At 71.9% G+C, this 2,203-nt stretch carries 2 protein-coding genes; both read left to right on the top strand.

Annotated features, from left to right (window positions below; all coding sequences use genetic code 11):
- Positions 1-1,252 (top strand): YlbE family protein (locus BN10_RS13615; RefSeq protein WP_040751948.1); only part of this gene is annotated, 1,252 nt, incomplete at its 5' end.
- A gap of 21 nt (positions 1,253-1,273) precedes the next feature.
- Positions 1,274-2,155 carry a bifunctional methylenetetrahydrofolate dehydrogenase/methenyltetrahydrofolate cyclohydrolase gene (locus BN10_RS13610; protein WP_010851840.1) on the top strand — a complete coding sequence of 294 codons (882 nt, stop codon included), beginning with the start codon at positions 1,274-1,276 and terminating at the stop codon, positions 2,153-2,155.
- Positions 2,156-2,203: the final 48 nt, after the last annotated feature.

Genomic DNA, 2,203 nt, shown 5'->3' with positions numbered 1-2,203 from the left:
GGCCGACCGCCGACGGGCGGCCGCGAACGCCGAGGCGCTGGCCCGGATGACGGCCGCCGAGGCCACGCTCGTCGACGTCGTCACAGCCGCCGACGCGCTCGGACTCGAGCGGGGAACCTTCCTGCACGCCGGCCCGCCCATCGAGTGGGAGCGCGCGTCCGGCCCGCTCAAGGGCGCGCTCATCGGTGCGGTCCTCTTCGAGGGGCTGGCCGAGACGCCTGAGGACGCGGAAAGGGCGCTCGCGAGAGGCGATTTCGCGTGGGAGCCGTGCCACCACCGGGATGCCGTCGGGCCGATGGCCGGCGTCGTCTCACCCTCGATGTGGATGTACGAGCTCGCGGACGACGTGCACGGCAACCGGTCCTGGTGCTCCCTCAACGAGGGGCTGGGCAAGGTGCTGCGCTACGGCGCCTACGGCCAGGAGGTCATCGACCGGCTGCACTGGATGAACTCGGTCCTCGGCCCCATCCTCCAGCGGTCGGTGCGGGCGAGCGGCCCGTTCGACATCAAGGCGATCCTCACCCAGATGCTCCAGATGGGGGACGAGGGCCACAACCGCAACCGCGCCGGCTCCCTCATGCTCCTGCGCGAGCTCCTCCCCGGCATGATCACGGCCGATGCACCGTCGAATGACATCGCCGAGGCGGTGCGCTTCTCCGGCGCCAACGAGCACTTCTTCCTCAATCTCGGTATGCCGGCCTGCAAGCTCGCGACCCTGGCGGCCCACGGCATACCGGGGTCGAGCGTCGTCACCACGATGGCCCGCAACGGCACCGACTTCGGGATCCGCGTCTCCGGGACCGGCGAGCAGTGGTTCACCGGCCCGGCGAACACTCCCGAGGGGCTCTTCCTCGGCAGCTACGGGCCCGAGGACGCCAACCCCGACATCGGCGACTCGGCCATCACCGAGACCGGCGGCATCGGGGGCTTCGCGATGGCCGCCGCCCCCGCGATCGTCAAGTTCGTCGGCGGCGACGTGCCCTTCGCCCTCACCGCCACCCAGACGATGTACGAGATCACCCAGGGCGAGCACCCGACCTTCCAGGTCCCCATCCTCGACTTCCGCGGCACACCCACCGGCATCGACGTCACCAAGGTGATCCGGACCGGCATCCTCCCGCAGATCAACACCGGGATGGCCGGCCGGGTCGCGGGCACCGGCCAGGTCGGTGCCGGACTGGTCACGCCACCGATGGACTGCTTCACCGGTGCGATCGACGGCCTCGCCGCGGCGGTGCGGGAGGCCACCTGACCGGTGCGGCAGGATGGACCCGTGACTGCACAGATCCTCGACGGCAAGGCCATCCTCGCGACGATCAAGTCCGAGCTCAAGGAGCGCGTGGCCGCGCTGGCCGAGCGGGGCGTCACGCCCGGCCTCGGCACGGTCCTCGTCGGTGACGACCCCGGCAGTCACTGGTACGTCGGGGCCAAGCACAAGGACTGCGCCGAGATCGGGATCGCGAGCATCCGCCGCGACCTGCCCGCCACCGCCACCCTCGACGAGGTGCTGGCCGTCGTCCACGAGCTCAACGAGGACCCGGGCTGCACCGGCTTCATCGTCCAGCAACCCACCGGCCTGGACGAGAACGCCATCCTCTCGGCCGTCGACCCGGCCAAGGACGTCGACGGCCTCCACCCGACCAACCTCGGCTGGCTGGTGCTCGGCAAGGAGGCCCCCCTGCCGTGCACCCCGGTCGGCTGCATCGAGCTGCTCCGCCGGCACGGCGTCGAGATCAAGGGCGCCAAGGTCGTCGTCGTCGGGCGCGGCATCACCGTCGGGCGACCGCTCGGCCTGATCCTCACCCGCAAGTCCGAGAACGCCACGGTCACCCTGTGCCACACCGGGACCCGCGACCTGGCCGCCGAGGTGCGGCAGGCCGACATCGTCGTGGCCGCAGCGGGGGTGCCGGGCATCGTCACCGCCAACATGGTCAAGCCGGGCGCCGCCGTCCTGGACGTGGGCGTCTCGCGGATCATCGCCGAGGACGGCCACAGCGTCGTCGCCGGCGATGTCGCACCCGAGGTCGCCGAGGTCGCCGGCTGGGTCTCCCCGAACCCGGGCGGCGTGGGCCCGATGACGCGGGCGATGCTGCTCTCCAACGTCGTCCTGGCCGCCGAGCGCGCCGCCGGTGTCAGCGCCCCGGTCGGTGACTGATCGGTGCCGGCGAGCGGTGACCTCCCTCGGCTCCCGCCCAGCGGGAAG

Origin of the sequence: Phycicoccus elongatus Lp2 (assembly GCF_000367525.1) — a bacterium.
GTDB classification, from domain to species: domain Bacteria; phylum Actinomycetota; class Actinomycetes; order Actinomycetales; family Dermatophilaceae; genus Phycicoccus_A; species Phycicoccus_A elongatus.
This window is presented reverse-complemented; position numbering and strand designations above follow the sequence as displayed.